Raw genomic sequence first — 16,074 nt, 5'->3', positions numbered from 1 at the left:
CCACAGTGACGCGGAGCGTCACGGGATGCATTCCCACGCAGAGCGTGGGAACGATGAGCAACGACGGGCTGCGTTTAGATGGCTTCCAGCTTCGCGTACCCGAGCATCAGCCACTTGCTGCCTTCGGCGAAGTTCACCTGCACCCGGGCCTGGGCGCCGGCGCCTTCGAAGTTGAGGATCACACCGTCGCCGAAGATCGAGTGACGGACAGCCTGGCCGAGGCTCAGGCCGGTTTCCGGAATCTCGCTGCCGCTGAACAGGTTGCTGCCGCCCATCGACTGGTTGCCGCCGAACGGCCGGCTGACGCTGTTGGACAGGCGCACTTCCTGAATCAAACCTTTCGGTACTTCCCGTACGAAACGCGACACCTTGTTGTAGGTTTCGCTGCCGTACAGGCGTCGGGTTTCAGCATAGGTCATCACCAGATTCTGCATCGCCCGGGTAATGCCGACATAGGCCAGTCGCCGCTCTTCCTCAAGACGTCCCGGTTCTTCCAGGCTCATCTTGTGCGGGAACAGACCCTCTTCCATGCCCACCAGGAACACGTAAGGGAATTCCAGGCCTTTGGCACTGTGCAGGGTCATCAGCTGAATGCTGTCTTCGTGCTCGTCGGCCTGAGTGTCGCCGGCCTCCAGCGAAGCGTGGCCGAGGAACGCCGCCAGTGGCGTCAGTTCTTCGTCTTCTTCGGTGTTCTCGAAGTTGCGCGCGGCGCTGACCAGTTCCTCAAGGTTTTCCACCCGGGCCTGGCCTTTCTCGCCTTTTTCCGCTTCGTGGTAGGCGATCAGTCCGGATTGCTCGATGACGGTCTGGGTCATCAGGTGCAACGGCATCTCGGCGCACTTGGCGGCGAGGTTTTCGATCAGCTCGATAAACGCGCCCAGCGCACCGGCGGCGCGACCGGTCAGGCCCTTGTTGGCCACCAGCTGGCGCATGGCTTCCCACATCGACACATCGCTGTGGCGCGCATGGTCGCGAATCGCTTCGACGGTTTTCTCACCGATGCCGCGAGCCGGGACGTTGATCACCCGCTCCAGGGCCGCATCGTTGCCGCGACCTTCCAGCAAGCGCAGGTAGGCCATGGCGTTCTTGATTTCCGCCCGCTCGAAGAAGCGCTGGCCGCCATAGATGCGGTACGGAATGCGTTCACGCAGCAACGCTTCTTCCAGAACGCGCGATTGGGCGTTGGAGCGGTAGAGAATCGCGATATCGCTGCGAGCCAGGCCGGTTTTCAGCGCGCTTTCGATGGTTTCGACAACGTAGCGTGCTTCATCGTGTTCGTTGAAGGCGGCGTAAAGGTTGATCGCTTCGCCGTCGCCGCCATCGGTCCACAGTTCTTTTCCCAGGCGCCCGGTGTTATTGGCGATCAAGGCGTTGGCGGCTTTCAGGATGCCGGCCGTGGAGCGGTAGTTCTGCTCCAGACGGATGGTCACCGAATCCGGGAAGTCGGAAGAGTATTGGTGGATGTTCTCGATTTTCGCGCCGCGCCAGCCGTAGATCGACTGGTCGTCGTCGCCGACCACCATCAGGCTGTCGCCGCCCTTGCCCAGCAGACGCAACCAGGCGTACTGCACGGCGTTGGTGTCCTGGAATTCGTCCACCAGAATGTGTCGGAAACGCTTCTGGTAGTGCGCCAGCAGGCCCGGGTGGTCGCGCCACAGGTCGAGGGCGCGCAGCAGCAGTTCGGAGAAGTCGATGACGCCGGCACGCTGGCACGCCGCCTCGTACGCTTCATAAATGCCGCGCATGGTGGCCAGGAACAGATCGCCGCTGGCTTGAATGTGTTGCGGACGCAGACCTTCGTCTTTCTGCCCGTTGATGAACCACTGGGCCTGACGGGCCGGCCAGCGTTGCTCGTCCAGCCCCAGCTCGCGGATCACCCGCTTGACCAGCCGTTGCTGGTCATCGCTGTCGAGAATCTGGAAGGTCTGGCTCAGCCCGGCTTCCTGCCAGTGCGCCCGGAGCAAGCGGTGCGCCAGGCCGTGGAAGGTACCGACCCACATGCCGGCCGGGTTGATACCCAGCAATTGCTCGATGCGGTGACGCATCTCGGCAGCGGCTTTATTGGTGAAGGTCACCGACAGGATCGAGTGGGGCGAGGCGTTCTCGACCTGGATCAACCAGGCGATACGGTGCACCAGCACTCGGGTTTTGCCGGAGCCGGCACCGGCCAGGACCAATTGACGACCAACGGGAGCCGCTACGGCCTGGCGTTGGGCATCGTTGAGGGAGTTCAGCAGAAGGGAGAGATCATCGCGCATCGGGGCATTCTAGGGTGCGCCGCAGGCCCGGGCAAACCGAGCTTTGCATTAGCCGATGAAAGTGCCGCCCGTGACGACCGGTCGGTCACCGGCTACAGGCGTTGGCCCGCCTGGCGTCGGGGCTTTGGCGGGTGACGAGCGGTGGAAAAGTTTCGGTGAAATTATGATCTGGGGCAGTTTGGCAAGTGGTTCGGCTTGTGTATGCTCCGTCCACGTTTCCGGGCGCATGCTCACACTTATAAGAACAAGAACGTTGCCTATGACCCTCAGCTTCGACCTGTCGGGCCCCTCTGTGGAACCCCGGGTAATCCGCAAGCATTACGCCACCCAGATGGCGGTCGAGCGCACGCGCCTTCTTTATCAGGGTTCGCTGTTGCCCACCCTGTTCATGTTGATCAATGGTCTGGTCTGCGCCGGTCTGCTCTGGAGCCCGCAGCGTTACTTCGTGGTCAGCGTCTGGCTGGTGTGGCTGTTGTCGCTGGTGGCGTTGCGGGTGATTCAGGTCGCGGCGTTCGATTCGGCGATTCCCGATCGCCAGGCCCAGCCGATCTGGGGCCGGATGTTCCTGCTCGGCTCGACCATGACCGGCCTGACCCTCGCTGGCGCCGGCATCGCTCTGGTCCCCGCCGACAACTTCATGCAGCAAGCCTGGGTGTTCGGCCTGATCGGCGCCGCGACCCTGTCGGCCAGCGTGGCTTACGCCGTGAGTATTCCGGCATTCCTTTCCTTTACCTTGCCATGCCTGCTGCCGGCCATCGGCTACCTGTTCTGGGGCGGTGACGAACTGGCGCGCGGCTGGGGCTGGCTCGGGCTGATCCTGCTCGGCTCCCTGAGTGTGGTGGCGTGGCAGGTCAATCGGCTTATCGATCGTGGACTGCTGCGGCGCTTTCAGAACCAGCACCTGATCGAGCACCTGCAACAGACACAAACCCGCAGCGAACAGCTCAATCAGGAGCTGGCGAAGGAAATCGAGCACCGGCGTTGCGCTGAGGGCAAGTTGCGTGAAGCCCAGGTCGAGCTGGAAGACCGGGTCGCCCAGCGCAGCCGGGAACTGGACGTCGCCAACCAGGCCCTGAGCAAAAGCGAGGCGCGCCTGGCCCTGGCGTTGAAAGCCAGTGAGCTGGGGCTGTGGGACTGGAACCTGCAGACTGACGAAGTTCACCACACGCAGATTCAGGAACTGTTTGGCATTGACCCGGAATACGTCACCGGGCTGCTCAGGCACCTGCGGCCACGCCTGCACCCGGAAGATGTGCCGCCACTCAAGCGCGCGCTGATCGAGCACTTGAAGGGGCGCACCGAGGATTATCAGATCGAATACCGCGTGCGCCACGGCGACGGCCACTGGGTCTGGATCGAAGACCGTGGGCGAGCGGTGGAGCGCGACGAGAACGGGCGGGTCATCCGCATGGTCGGCACCCGCCGCGACATCAGCGTCAGCAAAAGCCTGGAAGCTCAGCAGCAACTGGCGGCGACGGTATTCGAGGCCGCCAGCGAAGGTATCGTGATCCTCGACCCGAATTATTCGCTGATCGCCATCAATCAGGCTTTCAGCCGAGTCACCGGGTATGACATCGACGACATGCTCGGGCGCAACGTCGTCGAACTGCCGTGCAGCCGCGACGCCCGCCGGCACTACGTCGCGATTCGCCACGCGCTGGAGCAGCATGGCAGTTGGCAAGGCGAACTGGTGGAAACCCGCAAGAACGGCGAGCTGTATCCGCAATGGCTGCAACTGAATGCCGTGCGCGACAGTCGGGGAAATGTCAGTCATATCGTCGGTTTCTTCGCCGATCTGTCGGCGCGCCGCGAGTCCGAAGAGCGCATGCGCTACCTGACCCACTACGACGAGCTCACTGGCCTGGCCAATCGCTCGCTGTTCCGCGAACGCCTGCACGAAGCCCATCAGCGCGTGCGGCAGGGCGGGCGCCGGAGTCTGGCGCTGCTGCACATCAATCTGGATCGCTTCAAGCTGCTCAACGACAGCCTCGGCCACGAGATCGCCGACCAGTTGCTGCAAAAGATGTCTCGGCGTCTGGTCAATGCTCTGCCGGAGGCCGACACCATTGCCCGGCTGTCCGGCGACGAATTTGCGGTGCTGTTCGACGCCTACGGCAACCTGTCGAGCCTGGCGCGGGTCGCCACGCGACTGTCGAGCAAGCTGCGCCTGCCGTTGACCGTGGAAGGGCACGAATTGGTAGTAAGTGCTTCGATGGGCATCAGCATGCTGCCCGATAACGCCCGGGAGATTTCCGCGCTGGTCAGTCAGTCGAACATGGCCATGCAACATGCCAAGCACCTGGGCGGCAACAACTTCCAGTTCTACACCGACAGTCTGCAGGCCAGCACGCTGGAGCGCCTGCAACTGGAAAACCAGCTGCGCAAAGCCATCGAGGAAAAGCAGCTCAACGTCTTCTATCAACCCAAACTGTGCCTGGCGACCGGTCGTCTCAACGCGGCGGAAGCGCTGGTGCGCTGGGATCACCCGACCATGGGCCGGGTGCCGCCGGGGGATTTCATCGGCCTGGCCGAAGAAACAGGGCTGATCGGGCCGATCGGCGAATTCGTCCTGCGCCAGGCCTGCTGGCAGGCGTGCGAGTGGCAGCGTCAGGGGCTGGCGCCGATCCGGGTTTCGGTGAACCTGTCGGTGCATCAGCTGCGCCAGGGCAAACTGGTCAGCCTGGTGCGTCAGGTGCTGGAGGAAACCGGCCTGGCGCCGCACTACCTCGAACTGGAACTGACCGAAAGCCAGCTGCTCGACAGCGTCGAACACATCATCGCCACGTTCCAGCAGTTGCGGGATCTGGGGGTGAAACTGGCGATCGATGATTTCGGCACCGGCTATTCATCGCTGAGCTATCTGAAACGGATTCCGGTGGACTACGTGAAGATCGATCAGGCCTTTATTCGCGGGTTGGGCGAGGGCAGCGAAGACGCGGCGATCACCCGGGCGATCATTGCGATGGCTCACGGGCTGTCACTGAAAGTTGTCGCCGAAGGTGTCGAGCGATCCGAGCAACTGGCGTTTCTGAAAGCTGAAGGTTGCGACGAGGTGCAGGGCTATCTGATCAGCCGTCCGGTGGAGGCGGTCGGCCTTGCCGCGTTGCTGCGTGAACAGGAAAAACCGCTGTAAAGGGCTACATGCAGCGCATGTCGCCTGATCCGGGGGGATCGAGTTACGCATTGAGCAGGCAAAAAGCCGATTCATGTAGTATAACTACAAGCTTGCTACATCCCCGGCATCTGGCCAAAGCACATCTTTCCATAACAAGAGTCCAGCCCCTTGAATCTGCTGCAACACATCGCCCAGTCACGTCACCTGTTACGCAAGTCGGAGCTCAAGGTCGCCGACCACGTGCTGCTTGACCCTGCGGCAGTGATGCACAGTTCCATGGCCGACCTGGCCCACAGCGTCGGCATCAGCGAGCCGACCATCGTGCGCTTCTGCCGGGCCATCGGTTGTTCCGGTTTCCAGGATCTGAAACTCAAGCTCGCGCAAAGCCTCGCGGCCGGCGCCAGCTTTGGTCAGTTCGCGATCCATGAAGACGACTCTGTCGCCGACTACAGCCTGAAGATTTTCGACACCACGTTGCACACGCTGATGGAGGTTCGCGAAAAGCTCGATCCTCTGGAGCTGCAACGGGCGGTGACGCTGATGTCCCAGGCCCAGCGCGTCGAATTCTACGGTTTTGGTGCGTCGGGCGCGGTGGCGGCGGATGCGCAGCACAAGTTCTTCCGTTTGCTGCTGACCGCCGCGGCGTATTCCGACCCGCACATGCAGGCGATGTCGGCGGTGACGCTGAAGCCCACCGACGTGGCGATCTGCATTTCCCAGTCCGGCCGCTCCAAAGACCTGCTGATCACCGCCAACCTCGTTCGCGAGAGCGGTGCGTCGCTGATCACTTTGTGCCCGAGCCAGACACCGCTGGCCGAGCTGTCGACCGTCAACCTGGCGATCGACGTTCACGAAGACACCGAAATCTACACGCCGCTGACTTCGCGTATCGCTCACCTGGTGGTGATCGACGTACTGGCGATGGGCGTGGCAATGGCGCGTGGGCCGAGCCTGGTCAACCACCTCAAGAGCGTCAAGCGCAGCCTGCGCAGCTTGCGGCTGTCGCCAAAATCGGTGAAAGCGCTGGACGATTGATCGTGATGGGGTGACGGCAATCTTCATCTGCCTGTAACCCCGACGCAGCCAAATCGTCATCCACCGCGCCTATCGTGAAACTCCCGTAATCGCCTTGGGAGACTCGAAATGGCTCAGCCTTACGAAGAACGCAACAGCGCCGCGAAAACCCGTCGTCAGCAGGAAGACCAGCGCCGCATGGAATTTCGCCGCGCTATCGAAGATCGCTTCGAACTCCGCCAGCTTCAGGCCGAAATCGGCGATTTTCCCGAGGACATCAATCACTGGCAGGCAGCGCCGGCAGCTTCCCGTCGAAGCGCTCAACCAGCGCGCTGATCTGCACCCGTTCGCTGCGGATAAACGCCAGGAAGGCGTGCGCCACCGGTGACAGCCGTTTGGCTTTGGCTTGCACCAGGCACCAGCTGCGAAACAGCGGCAATTCTTCGACCGGCAGCTCCACCAAGCCGCCGGTCGCCAGCTCCAGGTTCAGGGCGTGGCGCGTCAACAGCGCCAGGCCCAGACCCGCCACCACGCATTCACGTTGAGCTTCGGCCGACGCCACTTCTTGGGTCTGGGTGAAGTGCACGCGCTTCTCCTTGAAATACTCCTCGCAGGCCAGTCGCGTACCCGAACCGGGTTCGCGGATCAGCAGGGTGTAAGGTTCCAGATCCTGCAAGCGCAGCGGTCCCATGTGTGCCAGCGGATGATCCGGCCGCGCCACGGCAACGATCGGGTTGTTGAGGAACGGCAGGAACTCCAGGCCCATGTCCTGCGGCACCATCGACATGATCACCAGATCGTCGCGGTTGTCGGAGAGTCGGCGGATCACCTGGCCACGGTTGACCACCGTCAGTTGCAGGTTCACTTCCGGGTGCTGGCGCTTGAACGCCGCGAACAGGTGCGGCACGAAGTATTTGGCGCTGGATTCCACCGCCAGCTTCAATTGGCCCTGCAGTGAGCCCTGCATGTCCGAGAGCTGCATGTCGAGGTTTTCCAGGCGCCCAAAAATGTCCCGGCTGGCGCGCTGAAGTGCTTCGGCGGCCTCGGTCATGTAGAGTTTTTTGCCGACGTAATCGAATAATGGCTGCCCGATCAGCTCTTCGAGCTGACGAATCTGTAGGCTGACGGCCGGTTGTGTGAGCGACATTTCTTCGGCGGCGCGGCTGTAGGAGCGCAAATCACACACTTCGTTGAAGATCTGCAATTGACGCAATGTCATACGCATCAAGGACTTACGCATTTTCTACCGACTCTGGCCGCGGGCTGATGCGTTGACTATAAGTCTTTACTTATGCCTGACCCAATTTTTATTCATTTTTGTTAATCCCTTGTCAGCGCTAGTGTGGAGCCGAGACCAGATTGAAACATTTGGTCACGTGCCGACCTGGGTCTAGCAGGTCGTGGTGCCACCGGCTCAAGGGAACCTCCAAGTGATAACAAAGATCCTGATCGCCAACCGTGGTGAGATTGCCGTACGAATCGTGCGTGCCTGCGCCGAGATGGGCATCCGTTCGGTCGCGATCTATTCCGACGCCGACCGGCATGCCTTGCATGTGAAGCGTGCGGACGAGGCCCACAGCATTGGTGCCGAGCCACTGGCCGGTTACCTGAACCCGCGCAAGCTGGTGAACCTGGCCGTGGAAACCGGCTGCGATGCGCTGCACCCCGGCTACGGTTTCCTCTCGGAAAACGCCGAGCTGGCAGACATCTGCGCCGAACGCGGGATCAAATTCATCGGCCCGTCGGCGGAAGTCATCCGCCGCATGGGCGACAAGACCGAAGCGCGCCGCAGCATGATCAAGGCCGGCGTACCGGTCACGCCGGGCACCGAAGGCAACGTCTCCGGCATCGAGGAAGCATTGAGCGAGGGCGACCGCATCGGTTACCCGGTGATGCTCAAGGCCACTTCCGGTGGTGGCGGTCGCGGTATCCGTCGCTGCAACAGCCGCGAAGAACTCGAACAGAATTTCCCTCGAGTGATTTCCGAAGCCACCAAGGCCTTCGGTTCGGCGGAAGTGTTCCTGGAAAAATGCATCGTCAATCCGAAACACATCGAAGCGCAGATCCTCGGCGACAGCTTCGGCAACGTCGTGCATCTGTTCGAACGTGACTGCTCGATCCAGCGCCGCAACCAGAAGCTGATCGAAATCGCCCCGAGTCCGCAACTGACCCCGGAACAGCGCGCCTACATCGGCGACCTGTCGGTGCGCGCAGCCAAGGCCGTGGGCTACGAGAACGCCGGCACCGTGGAGTTCCTGCTCGCCGAGGGCGAGGTGTACTTCATGGAGATGAACACCCGGGTGCAGGTGGAACACACCATCACCGAAGAAATCACCGGGATCGACATCGTCCGCGAACAGATCCGCATCGCCTCCGGCCTGCCGCTGTCGGTGAAGCAGGAAGACATCCAGCATCGCGGTTTTGCCCTGCAATTCCGGATCAACGCCGAAGACCCGAAAAACAACTTCCTGCCGAGCTTCGGCAAGATCACACGCTACTACGCCCCCGGTGGCCCGGGCGTGCGTACCGACACGGCGATCTACACCGGCTACACCATCCCGCCGTTCTACGACTCGATGTGCCTGAAACTGGTGGTCTGGGCCCTGACCTGGGAAGAGGCCATGGACCGTGGCCTGCGCGCCCTCGACGACATGCGTCTGCAAGGCGTGAAGACCACCGCCGCGTACTACCAGGAAATCCTGCGCAACCCGGAATTCCGTAGCGGCCAGTTCAATACCAGCTTCGTCGAAAGCCACCCTGAACTGACCAACTACTCGATCAAGCGCAAACCCGAAGAGCTGGCCCTGGCCATCGCCGCCGCCATCGCCGCCCACGCAGGCCTGTGAGGAATAGAACAATGACTAAAAAGATTTTCGTAACCGACACCATCCTGCGCGACGCTCACCAATCGCTGCTCGCCACCCGCATGCGCACCGAAGACATGCTGCCGATCTGCGACAAGCTCGACAAAGTCGGCTACTGGTCGCTGGAGTGCTGGGGCGGCGCGACCTTCGACGCCTGCGTGCGTTTCCTGAAAGAAGATCCGTGGGAGCGTCTGCGCCAGCTGCGCGCCGCGCTGCCCAACACCCGTCTGCAAATGCTCCTGCGCGGCCAGAACCTGCTGGGCTACCGCCACTACAGCGATGACGTGGTCAAGGCGTTCGTCGCCAAGGCCGCGGTCAACGGCATCGACGTGTTCCGCATCTTCGACGCGATGAACGACGTGCGTAACCTGCGCGTGGCGATCGAAGCGGTGAAAGCTGCCGGCAAACACGCCCAGGGCACCATCGCCTACACCACCAGCCCGGTGCACACCATCGACGCGTTCGTCGCCCAGGCCAAGCAAATGGAAGCCATGGGTTGCGACTCGGTAGCGATCAAGGACATGGCCGGTCTGCTGACCCCATACGCCACCGGTGAGCTGGTGCGTGCACTGAAAGCCGAGCAGTCGCTGCCAGTGTTCATCCACTCCCACGACACTGCCGGCCTGGCAACAATGTGCCAGCTCAAGGCCATTGAAAACGGCGCCGACCACATCGACACCGCGATCTCCAGCTTCGCTTCTGGCACCAGTCACCCTGGCACCGAATCGATGGTTGCTGCGCTCAAAGGCACCGAGTTCGATACCGGTCTGAACCTGGAGCTGCTGCAGGAAATCGGCCTGTACTTCTACGCCGTGCGCAAGAAGTACCACCAGTTCGAAAGTGAATTCACTGCCGTCGACACCCGTGTTCAAGTCAACCAGGTGCCGGGCGGGATGATTTCCAACCTGGCCAACCAGCTGAAAGAGCAGGGCGCTCTGAACCGCATGGGCGAAGTGCTGGCGGAGATCCCGCGCGTACGTGAAGACCTCGGCTTCCCGCCGCTGGTGACCCCGACTTCGCAGATCGTCGGCACCCAGGCGTTCTTCAACGTGCTGGCCGGCGAGCGCTACAAGACCATCACCAACGAGGTGAAGCTCTACCTGCAAGGCGGCTACGGCAAGGCGCCGGGCACCGTGAACGAGAAGCTGCGTCGTCAGGCCATCGGCAGCGAAGAGGTGATCGATGTACGTCCGGCCGATCTGCTCAAGCCGGAAATGACCAAGCTGCGTGCCGATATCGGCGCATTGGCCAAGTCCGAAGAAGACGTGCTGACCTTCGCCATGTTCCCGGACATCGGCCGCAAGTTCCTCGAAGAGCGTGCCGCCGGCACCCTCACCCCGGAAGTGCTGCTGCCGATCCCGGAAGCGGGCAAGGTGGCTTCGGCCGGCGGCGAAGGCGTACCGACCGAGTTCGTCATCGACGTCCACGGCGAAACCTACCGCGTGGACATCACCGGTGTCGGCGTCAAGGCTGAAGGCAAGCGTCATTTCTACCTGTCCATCGATGGCATGCCGGAAGAAGTGGTGTTCGAACCGCTCAACGAATTCGTCGGCGGCGGCAGCAGCAAGCGCAAGCAGGCTTCGGCGCCGGGCCACGTCAGCACCACCATGCCGGGCAACATCGTCGATGTGCTGGTCAAGGAAGGCGACACCGTCAAGGCGGGCCAGGCTGTGCTGATCACCGAAGCGATGAAGATGGAGACCGAAGTCCAGGCCGCGATTGCCGGCAAGGTCACCGCCATCCACGTTGCCAAGGGCGACCGGGTGAACCCGGGCGAAATCCTGATCGAGATCGAAGGCTGAGATAACGGCCTCGATACAACGCTTTAAACCTCGGGGGGGCATGTGCTCCCCTTTTTTTGCTTTCAAGTTGCTGCCGCAATGTGCGGCAGCAGCCCGTCTGGACTCAGAATGCCATTCGCCACTGGCCTGATACGCCGTGGTTTCGGCTGTCGGTACCGATCTCACCCGACAGGCCAACACCGAGTGTGTGGCTGGATGAGACGGCCAGATCAAGCCCGGTGTCGAGCGTCAGGCTGTTGCGATCCAGCTCTGCACCATAAACGGTGTAGTCATGGCCGCCGGTAACCAGGCGTTGGCGGGTGCTGGTGTAGGTCTCGCCGTAAACATGTTTCCATCCCGCGCTGAATCGTGGCGTGAGACGCATACCGTTATCCAGCGTGCTGACTTTCGCCATGCGCAGGCCGACGGTGGTGTTGAAGTTGCCTTGGGATTGATCATCTACCCTGAGCGCCGCCGCCCCGCCTTTCTCGGTGTAGCCGTCGCGCTGGTAGCGCTGGTAGCCGAGGCTGGCAAAGGGTTCGATGCTGACGTTGGCCCGACCCAGGTTGTATCCCGACTCGATGAACGCTTGCTGGGTGCTGGCCTGGTAGTTGCCTTTCAGTCGGTCATGGAAGCGGCCGAACGCGACTTCGCGGCGGGTACTGCCTTCATGGTTGCTCCAGGCCGCGCCTAACCGAAGTGACAGCGGACCGGTCTGGTGCAATGCGTAAGCGCCGAGGTGCCAACTGTCGAGGTCGCCGTCCAGCTCCTTGCTGTCCATGCGCGTGTCGGAGGTGCCGCCCATCAAGCCCAGTCGCCATTCTTCGTCGAGGCGCCAGTCCGCACCGAGCAGCAGCCCTTTGGTGGAATGCTGCATGGGTTCCACATCGCGATCCAGTTTCCCGCTATGGCCGAGGGCCTGCAGCCAGACACGGCCGCTGTCGGCGTTTCCGGCCGCGTGGCGGGGTGCGTTTGGTTGGGTGTCATGCAGGTTATCGAGCTGGTGCATGGCCGACAACAAGCTGGCACTGACCGGTGTCACGCTGCTCAAGGTGGCCTTGGCGAGGTTGGCGTTGCTGCCGCCGGCCAGTTGATCGAGGGCGACGGCGGCTGTGACTTTGTCACTGGTGAGCAGGGCTGCCACGGCTGCGTTGCGAGGAGCGGTCGGAGCCGTCGGCGTCGGAGGCGGAGGCGTGGCAGGAGATTGCGGAGCTTGCACTTGCAGGGGGCGTTCGGGAGGCTGTGACGGTTGGGGTTGGGGTTGGGGTTGGGGCTCCCGAGCAGCATGAGAGACCGGCGTTTCAGATGACGCCAGGGTTTGAGCCGGCGAAGGCTCTGGCGACACCTGAGGCTCATCAATGCTTTTACCAAACTCGCGGCTGTTGTCGCTGATCGCGACTTGTTCGAAGGGCACATCATTGCGCGCATAGGTGAGGCCGACGCGTTTGGGATCGTCGTAATCCAGCGTCGGCGTCATGAAGGCCAGATCGTTTTCAACGTTGCCGAATCGACCTTCAACCTTGCTGGCTTCGAGGATGGTGTGCTGGCTGCTTTGTGGATAGTCGCCGCTGGTAACCAGTCTCAGGGTCGCATCACCGAGGTGAGCAGTGCCTTCGACGACGATCGTCGGGCTGTTGCCGGAGGCATCCACCGAATAGGCCAATACCGCCGGACGCGACAGGTTCAGATCACCTCTGACCCTGGGCGCGCCATACACCTCGTCAACGGAAAAACGCCCCAGCACACTCAGGTGGCCGACGATCCCGCTACCTGCAAAATGGCCGCTCTCTCGTACGTCGACGTTGCCTGCGATTTGTCCCGGGTTGGTAAGGTCGCCACCGGGCAGCACTGTGACGTCGCGACCGATCAGGCCTTTGTTGATGAGGATGCCTTCGGTCAATGCGCCGCCCAGTATGGTTCCCTCGTTTGTGAGTGATGCCTGGCTGCGGACCACGACGCCACTGGTGAAGTCTCCCGGGCCATTGCGATTCCAGTCACCTCGCTTGACGTCCAGTCCGTCGAAATTGCGCGATTCACCCAGTTTCCCTCCCTCGGCGGCACTGAGTTGCAGGACGTTTTTGCCCCCTCCACCGTCAACAACCCCGGTAAAACTGCCTTGAGGCTCCATGATCACCAGATCATTCTGATCGCGAAGATTCAGTGAAATGCCATTCTTTCCCTTGATCTCTTTCTTGATCTTTTTCTCGACCGTGCCCGGATCGCTGATGAAGGCGTCGAGCGCCGATATCGCTTGCTCCGGGGTTTGTTTCGGTTGCGGATCAAAATCCAGGGCAAGTTGCTGCGCCAGCGTGAATTCGGCGTAGCCAAGGGTCAATGCAATGGCAATGGCCAGTTGATGAAGTCGGTGTTTGTGTTGAACAGGCATCGGGTCAACCTCCGTTGTTGAGAGGTCGAACTCTAAAATGCGGGCCACGGAGCCCGATGTCGGGCAATTCTGATGAGTGTGCGGCGTTTGTGGATCGGCTCAGGAGGAAAGAAGCCCGTTAGGCGCAACGGGCTTCATTTACCTCTGGACCGTGATGCCTTTGCCTACAGTCAATGCTGACGTATCGATTGGCGAAATCCAGGAAACTCTTCTTTCACTACCCGAGCAGTCGGTGATTGCCATTTCCTGCATCGCCAAGAGTGGCGTTGGTAATGCTGTCCGTTGACCTTCCGCTGCGTTATTCCGGAACGAAAAATTCCCAGCTCTGCACTTTATTGCAGATCTTGGTGGTCATTTGCCTTCTTGGATGCACTATATTGCGTTTAGGATCAGCCAAACGATTGCAACAATGCATTTAATTGCAGATGAGAGCCGCATGCACAACCTGACATTGCAGATATTCGACGCCGGCAAATGGCACGATGCGATGGTGTTGAAAAACCTGGAGCAACGATTGAAAGAGTGGGATCTGAAATGAGCATGACCGTCGCCGAGCGCACCGTGCTCATCGAAAGCATTCAAGAAGCGCTGGCTGAAGGAACCGTAGAAATCGGTGAAGCCGTTCGCCGTTTACGCGTGGAGGTGACCGGGCTGCATCAGACCCAGTTCGCGAAGATGTGCAAGATTTCGGTACGCACGCTGGTGCACATCGAACACGGCGAGGGTAATCAGACACTGAAATCCCTGAATGCCGTGTTCCGCCCGTTCGGGTTGAAAATGGGCGTGGTACGGGTTCGGCGAAACAACAGCTGAACCCGCAACCCGCTTAGTGTCGATCAAGTTTCAACCGCGGCACTCGGCTAAGCCTTTCACCTGCCCATCCGCCGTCTGATTCTCATCGCTCAACCAGCGTTCGAACCCCGCCGCAATCGCCGGCCATTCCGAGTCCAGGATCGAGTACCACGCGGTATCGCGGTTCTGGCCCTTGACCACCATGTGCTGACGGAACACGCCTTCGAAGCTGAAGCCCAGCCGCTCGGCCGCATATTTGGAGCGGGCGTTGCCGTTGTTGCATTTCCATTCGAGGCGGCGGTAGCCGAGGGCGAAGGATTCTTTGGCCAGCAGGTAGACCGCCTCGGTGCTTTTCGGCGAGCGCTGCATCGGGGCGCCGAAGGTGACGTGGCCGATTTCGATGCGGCCCTGGGCCGGGACGATCGACATCAGGCTGAGGATGCCTTGTACCTGGCCGCTGGCGCGGTCGATGACGCTGAAGAAATACGGATCGTTGTGGGCGGCATGGTTGTTCAGCCAGTCATTGAAAGCACTGCGTTCCGGGAACGGGCCGTAGGGCAAGTAATCCCAGAGTTTCGGATCGGCGCCGGGGCCTTGCAGGGCGTTGAACAGGTCGTCGCCATGGCGCGCCGGGTCGAGTTTTTCCAGGCGGATGAAGCGGCCTTCGATCAGGGTGGTGGAGGGTGGCGGCACGCCTTTCCAGTCAGCGAGAGAAATCGTCATGCGCGTGGCTCCTTAAATGGCTTTGCGAAACTGGATGAAACCCGGGCGCTCGGCGATGCGCTCGTAGAGCTGGATCGCCGTGGCATTGGTTTCGTGGGTCAGCCAGTGCACCTTGCAGCAACCGTCGGCCTTGGCCGTGGCGTACACGTGTTCGATCAGCAGGCGACCGACGCCGGTGCCACGGTTTTGCGGCTCCACCAGCAGGTCTTGCAGGTAGCACGAGTTTTCGATGCTCCAGTTCGAGCGATGGTAGATGAAATGCACCATGCCCACCGCTTTGCCATCGGCCCAGGCGAGGGCGGCGTGGGTCGGTTCGTTCGGGTCGAGAAAACGCTGCCAGGTGCTCTGGCTGACGGCGTCCGGCAATTCAGTGTTGTAGAAGCGCAGGTAGGCCTGCCACAGCGGCAGCCAGGCCGCGTGATCGGCGGCGCTGACCGGACGGATGTCGATCTGACTCATGGTGATTTCCTTAACGCATCAATTGAGCGAGGGTTTGATCGTTGATGTCGGGGCTGGCGGCCAGGCCGTCGCGCACGCCGGCGATATCTTCGGCGCTGCGGTTCTGGCTGAGCTTGCGCTTGCCTTCGAGCCGGTCGATCGGAATGGCAAACCCGACGATGGCCTTGAGCATGCCGTCGATGTAATCGGCCGGGGCATCGTCAACCGACCAGGGCTGGGCGCGGCCGGCCTCATGGCGGTTGGTGAGGGTGCTGACGATGTCCAGCAGGCGACCACCGTCGCTGAAGGTTTCGGCGTGACCGTAGGCATGCACGGCAACGTAGTTCCAGGTCGGCACGACTTTGCCGTGCTCGGCCTTGCTCGGATAAAAGCCCGGGCTGACGTAGGCATCGGCACCGGGGAAGATCAGCATTGCCTCGGCGCCGTCGCGCAGGTCTTTCCATTGCGGATTGGCCTTGGCCAGGTGCCCGTACAGCGTGCCGTTCGGACCTTGTTCGCGATGCAGCAACACCGGCACATGACTGGCTTGCAAGCCTTGTTCGCCGTGGGTGACCAGGATGGCGAGGCGTGTGGCGAGGATCAGTTCGTGCAGTTGGGACAGGTCGTCGATGGCAAAGGCGCGGGGCGTGTACATGGAGAAAATTTCCTTGGCGAATGGCTGCATCGTAGGCAGGCTATTGGT

At 61.4% G+C, this 16,074-nt stretch carries 12 protein-coding genes; 6 read left to right on the top strand and 6 right to left on the bottom strand.

Features of this window, described 5'->3' with window-relative positions:
- Positions 1–74 precede the first annotated feature (74 nt).
- Complete coding sequence (gene uvrD / locus AC0R79_RS00685) at positions 75–2,258, bottom strand: DNA helicase II (protein WP_007954248.1); 2,184 nt, start codon at positions 2,256–2,258, stop codon at positions 75–77.
- 259 nt (positions 2,259–2,517) lie between these two features.
- Between uvrD and AC0R79_RS00680 the strand changes: the two genes are divergently transcribed.
- The 3 genes from AC0R79_RS00680 (at position 2,518) to AC0R79_RS00670 (ending at position 6,723) form a co-directional block, all read left to right on the top strand.
- On the top strand, positions 2,518–5,391 hold the full coding sequence (locus tag AC0R79_RS00680) for a putative bifunctional diguanylate cyclase/phosphodiesterase (protein ID WP_236190477.1): 2,874 nt from the start codon (positions 2,518–2,520) through the stop codon (positions 5,389–5,391).
- A gap of 150 nt (positions 5,392–5,541) precedes the next feature.
- Positions 5,542–6,408 (top strand): transcriptional regulator HexR, encoded by an 867-nt coding sequence (gene hexR / locus AC0R79_RS00675; protein WP_007954250.1) that lies wholly within the window; start codon positions 5,542–5,544, stop codon positions 6,406–6,408.
- Positions 6,409–6,516: 108 nt separating this feature from the next.
- Entirely contained in the window at positions 6,517–6,723 is a 207-nt protein-coding gene (locus tag AC0R79_RS00670; protein WP_007954251.1) for a PA3496 family putative envelope integrity protein, read from the top strand.
- Here AC0R79_RS00670 and AC0R79_RS00665 read toward each other — a convergent pair.
- Positions 6,665–7,627 carry a LysR family transcriptional regulator gene (locus tag AC0R79_RS00665; protein WP_039765068.1) on the bottom strand — a complete coding sequence of 321 codons (963 nt, stop codon included), beginning with the start codon at positions 7,625–7,627 and terminating at the stop codon, positions 6,665–6,667. The genes AC0R79_RS00670 and AC0R79_RS00665 overlap by 59 nt on opposite strands.
- A 190-nt stretch (positions 7,628–7,817) precedes the next feature.
- Between AC0R79_RS00665 and AC0R79_RS00660 the strand changes: the two genes are divergently transcribed.
- Together AC0R79_RS00660 and oadA are read left to right on the top strand one after the other, a co-directional pair.
- Positions 7,818–9,233 (top strand): acetyl-CoA carboxylase biotin carboxylase subunit, encoded by a 1,416-nt coding sequence (locus tag AC0R79_RS00660; protein ID WP_007954255.1) that lies wholly within the window; start codon positions 7,818–7,820, stop codon positions 9,231–9,233.
- An 11-nt stretch (positions 9,234–9,244) separates the two neighbouring features.
- Positions 9,245–11,053 (top strand): sodium-extruding oxaloacetate decarboxylase subunit alpha, encoded by a 1,809-nt coding sequence (gene oadA / locus AC0R79_RS00655; protein ID WP_007954260.1) that lies wholly within the window; start codon positions 9,245–9,247, stop codon positions 11,051–11,053.
- A gap of 103 nt (positions 11,054–11,156) precedes the next feature.
- On the opposite strand, the gene AC0R79_RS00650 is transcribed toward oadA, so the two are convergent.
- Positions 11,157–13,418, bottom strand: coding sequence for an autotransporter outer membrane beta-barrel domain-containing protein (locus AC0R79_RS00650; RefSeq protein WP_474732753.1), 2,262 nt, complete (start codon positions 13,416–13,418; stop codon positions 11,157–11,159).
- A 534-nt stretch (positions 13,419–13,952) separates the two neighbouring features.
- On the opposite strand from AC0R79_RS00650, the gene AC0R79_RS00645 reads away from it, so the two are divergent.
- Positions 13,953–14,231 (top strand): helix-turn-helix domain-containing protein, encoded by a 279-nt coding sequence (locus AC0R79_RS00645; RefSeq protein WP_064379753.1) that lies wholly within the window; start codon positions 13,953–13,955, stop codon positions 14,229–14,231.
- 30 nt (positions 14,232–14,261) lie between these two features.
- Here AC0R79_RS00645 and AC0R79_RS00640 read toward each other — a convergent pair whose 3' ends face one another.
- From AC0R79_RS00640 to AC0R79_RS00630, 3 genes are read right to left on the bottom strand one after another with little or no spacing between them, the layout of a single operon-like run.
- A complete protein-coding gene (locus AC0R79_RS00640; protein ID WP_474732751.1) occupies positions 14,262–14,933 on the bottom strand; it encodes a GNAT family N-acetyltransferase in 672 nt (223 codons plus the stop codon).
- Between the two features lie 12 nt (positions 14,934–14,945).
- Positions 14,946–15,392 carry an N-acetyltransferase family protein gene (locus tag AC0R79_RS00635; RefSeq protein WP_474732749.1) on the bottom strand — a complete coding sequence of 149 codons (447 nt, stop codon included), beginning with the start codon at positions 15,390–15,392 and terminating at the stop codon, positions 14,946–14,948.
- A gap of 10 nt (positions 15,393–15,402) precedes the next feature.
- Positions 15,403–16,026, bottom strand: a complete 624-nt coding sequence (locus AC0R79_RS00630) for an FMN-binding negative transcriptional regulator (RefSeq protein ID WP_474732747.1) — start codon at positions 16,024–16,026, stop codon at positions 15,403–15,405.
- Between the last annotated feature and the right edge of the window lie 48 nt (positions 16,027–16,074).

Source organism: Pseudomonas sp. HD57-3 (assembly GCF_056113135.1).
This window is presented reverse-complemented; position numbering and strand designations above follow the sequence as displayed.

Coding starts and splice junctions, on each gene's coding strand:
- oadA (WP_007954260.1), top strand. CDS start 9,245: ATGACTAAAAAGATTTTCGTAACCGACACCATCCTGCGCGACGCTCAC.
- AC0R79_RS00680 (WP_236190477.1), top strand. CDS start 2,518: ATGACCCTCAGCTTCGACCTGTCGGGCCCCTCTGTGGAACCCCGGGTA.
- AC0R79_RS00665 (WP_039765068.1), bottom strand. CDS start 7,627: ATGCGTAAGTCCTTGATGCGTATGACATTGCGTCAATTGCAGATCTTC.
- AC0R79_RS00630 (WP_474732747.1), bottom strand. CDS start 16,026: ATGTACACGCCCCGCGCCTTTGCCATCGACGACCTGTCCCAACTGCAC.
- AC0R79_RS00645 (WP_064379753.1), top strand. CDS start 13,953: ATGAGCATGACCGTCGCCGAGCGCACCGTGCTCATCGAAAGCATTCAA.
- AC0R79_RS00650 (WP_474732753.1), bottom strand. CDS start 13,418: ATGCCTGTTCAACACAAACACCGACTTCATCAACTGGCCATTGCCATT.
- AC0R79_RS00635 (WP_474732749.1), bottom strand. CDS start 15,392: ATGAGTCAGATCGACATCCGTCCGGTCAGCGCCGCCGATCACGCGGCC.
- uvrD (WP_007954248.1), bottom strand. CDS start 2,258: ATGCGCGATGATCTCTCCCTTCTGCTGAACTCCCTCAACGATGCCCAA.
- AC0R79_RS00640 (WP_474732751.1), bottom strand. CDS start 14,933: ATGACGATTTCTCTCGCTGACTGGAAAGGCGTGCCGCCACCCTCCACC.
- AC0R79_RS00670 (WP_007954251.1), top strand. CDS start 6,517: ATGGCTCAGCCTTACGAAGAACGCAACAGCGCCGCGAAAACCCGTCGT.